Below are 3084 nucleotides of genomic sequence, written 5' to 3'. Positions count from 1 at the left end.
AACGAAGGTTTTCGCTTTTCGCCTTTCCACTTTTCAATACTCCATAGACTTATCCAACTAGAAGCCTCCACAGTGGTAGGCATCCAGCCCATTAGGCTAATGAGGAATAGAATTCCGGCATCGTTAAAAATCGGGGGAGGGGTAAAATCGGCCACTTGTTCCACCTGACCCTTGAAAATTACTAGTGCGGTGGTTACGATAAGGGCAAGAAAAAGAATGGCGACTACGAACTTCAACGAATTTTCCAGAAAAGTATAGCGGCCGACAATCAACAATAAACTAATAAATACAAATAGACCGAAAGCCACATGGGTTATGGAAAAATCCGATATCTTAAAAAGATTGATAAACAGACCGGCGGTAACCGTATACAGCGCTGCTAAAATCGTAAAAGTGGTTATCAATGTGATAAAGCCATAAAACCACAAATAGCTTTTTCCACGATTCAGGTAGCCTTCGATCAAGGTTTTTTCTGTCACATTGGTATAGCGCACCCCGAACTCAAAAAATGGATATTTGAAGACGTTCGCCAGTATAATGGGGATGACCATAATCCAGCCATATTGCGCCCCGGCCTTGGTCGATAGCACCAAATGGGACGTACCGATGGCCATACTGGCGAACAGCAGGCCAGGCCCCAGATTTTTAAGGAAGGTCTTGGTCTTTGACATGGTCGGTCGATGATGAATGCTCCGAAGGGTCTAAAATAAACTATTTTAAAATAGCCGTTGTCCAAGTATACAAGATACGACGTTTTTGGAAACTGCCTACTGGCTGGGTTGGCATTTCGACTAGCATCGATGTGACAAATTTTTGAAGTTGAAGACTTCGGGAAGAATTTTAGTTCAGCATTTGATTTCGATCCGTTCCCCATAAAACTTGGGTTCGGTTTTGAAAAGCAGATCGATAAAGACCTTTACTCGGGCCAAATATTCCCGCAGTTGTACTTTAAGACCATGTTTCATTGAAATATCTTCCGCATTGAATCCGATGGCTACCAGTCCCTTTTTTTCCGCGAGATAAATGGCCCGCTCATTATGGAATTGTTGGGAGATTACGGTGACGCTGTCCAATCCGAAGACCTCTTTGGCGCGCACCATGGAATCCAGCGTACGGAAACCGGCATAGTCTAAGAAAATTCTGTCGCTGGGAATACCGCCTTTGACCAAATCGTTTTTAAAGGTCTGCGGTTCATTGTAATACGTGGTGCCGTTATCACCGCTGACCAGAATGAAGTCCACTTTATTCGATTGATAGAGTATGAGGGCCGCCTGTATTCGAAACGTGTAATAGGGATTGGGAAGTCCGCCAATCAGTTTTTTCGAGGTGCCCAGCACCAGACCGACCTTGTTTTTCGATATGTCGCTGGTGTCGGAGAATATTTTTCCTTCGGCCGCATTTGTGATAACCGAATTGCATAACCATATCAGCAACAGAGGTATTGCAAGGAGTACTATCAAAATTTTGGATAGTTTTTTTATCATGGTCGGTGGCTAGTTCGGCAGTAGCTTTTGAAATGGCAAGACATTTCTAGACGGTTGGTTTAAAGATAACGAAATATTTGCCGTGGAAGTATCCACACCTTTAGCAGCAATTCTTTTCCCATCTTTTGATCGAACTCTTTTTAAAACAAGAAAGATAATCCTCGATCTTTGGATTTGTCCTGTTTTTGGCCCTCGGTCAGGTTAAATATCTCTTTTTGGAAATAGGTATAGGATTGGTTGAACATGAAGTTGCGGAACACATCGATATCCTCATTTTTCCTGGTCTCTTCCAGGGCATCGAAATATTCCTGTCTGTCGGTGTTGGAGACCATTGTCATGGGCCCGCCATGGTACTGTTGGACATAGTTCATAAGAAGTCTGGACAACCTGCCGTTGCCATCGGCGAAAGGGTGTATAGAGACTATCTGGAAATGGGAGTCGAAGGCCAAGATGCAATTTGCGACGAAACCTTTACTTTGAGCTATATTTTTGTTGATATGGCCAAGAAGTTCTTCGACCTTGTCCGGAACCTTTCGGTAATCCATAAAGGATCTGTTTCCAGCGCGGACCGTCGTCATTCTGAATTCTCCTTTTGAGGAGTCAAAATCACCGACCATTGTAGAAATTACGGAACCAGTACTTTTTAATAGTAGCGAGGCAATTTTCCGTATCTCCTCTATGTCCAGTTTTTTCTTGGATCTGGCCAATTCCACTACATATTTAAGTGCATTGTAATGGTCAACGGTCATCAATGTATGGGATAGCGGTTTGTTCTTTGGGGTAAGGTTTTCGTCCAATAGCAGAAATGTTTCCCCTATGGTAAGTGTCGAGCCCTCAATCGTAGTACCATGGTGGACAATCGAATAGTAGTTGAATTTGTCATAATCAATGACTCCCCTTGAAAGCTCAAGATATTTATCCCTAACCTGCAACAGCTTTTGTATTTTATTATTAGGAGTTCCCATTACCGATGAGGATTTCTGGTTGATTCATAGACTTTTACAAAATTATCACAAACCAAGCTTAGTTTCTCATAATAGTTGAAGGATTTTTAATTTCCGACAAACTGTACTTTGGACACTTTTGGAAGGAAAAATAAATTATAGGAATCTTGAAATGGCCAAAAGAAATAAACAGAACAATATATACCAGCAAATTTGCTATAAAATATGAAACCCCTGAAAATCAATTGATTAACAAGGGTTTAAGTACTCGAGGCGGGACTTGAACCCGCACGACCAGATGGTCACAGGATTTTAAGTCCGGCGTGTCTACCAATTCCACCACTCGAGCGTGATCTCCGCAGCAAATGCAAGGAGAACGGACTTTAAACAAAGAAACGCCGGCAAGCGACGTTTATAATAAGGGCAATAAACCCTTAGAGCGAAAAACGGGATTCGAACCCGCGACCTCCACCTTGGCAAGGTGGCGCTCTACCAACTGAGCTATTTTCGCGTTATGTAATAAAATATGAACGTTCGCCTTAAATGCGACGGCAAATTTAATACATTTCTAATAATACCAAAGCCTTTTGATTGAAAAAAAATGAATTTTTTCAGGCGTGTTTCTTTTTCAATAACATGCGTTTGATTTCATTCAA

At 42.0% G+C, this 3084-nt stretch carries 3 protein-coding genes and 2 tRNA genes; all 5 read right to left on the bottom strand.

From position 1 onward, the window contains the following. The coding region (locus ACEW8S_RS17685) for an NRAMP family divalent metal transporter (protein WP_373519438.1) at positions 1-671 on the bottom strand (671 nt) is incomplete at its 3' end. A 174-nt stretch (positions 672-845) separates the two neighbouring features. Then, on the bottom strand, positions 846-1484 hold the full coding sequence (locus tag ACEW8S_RS17680) for a vancomycin high temperature exclusion protein (protein ID WP_373519437.1): 639 nt from the start codon (positions 1482-1484) through the stop codon (positions 846-848). A 140-nt stretch (positions 1485-1624) separates the two neighbouring features. Next, positions 1625-2449 carry a Fic family protein gene (locus ACEW8S_RS17675; RefSeq protein ID WP_373519436.1) on the bottom strand — a complete coding sequence of 275 codons (825 nt, stop codon included), beginning with the start codon at positions 2447-2449 and terminating at the stop codon, positions 1625-1627. A 244-nt stretch (positions 2450-2693) separates the two neighbouring features. Then, positions 2694-2777 (bottom strand) — tRNA-Leu (locus ACEW8S_RS17670). An 89-nt stretch (positions 2778-2866) separates the two neighbouring features. After that, a tRNA-Gly gene (locus tag ACEW8S_RS17665) sits at positions 2867-2939 on the bottom strand. Positions 2940-3084: the final 145 nt, after the last annotated feature.

The sequence above is a fragment of the Pricia sp. genome (assembly GCF_041745955.1).
Taxonomy (GTDB): domain Bacteria; phylum Bacteroidota; class Bacteroidia; order Flavobacteriales; family Flavobacteriaceae; genus Pricia.
This window is presented reverse-complemented; position numbering and strand designations above follow the sequence as displayed.

Coding starts and splice junctions, on each gene's coding strand:
- ACEW8S_RS17675 (WP_373519436.1), bottom strand. CDS start 2,449: ATGGGAACTCCTAATAATAAAATACAAAAGCTGTTGCAGGTTAGGGAT.
- ACEW8S_RS17680 (WP_373519437.1), bottom strand. CDS start 1,484: ATGATAAAAAAACTATCCAAAATTTTGATAGTACTCCTTGCAATACCT.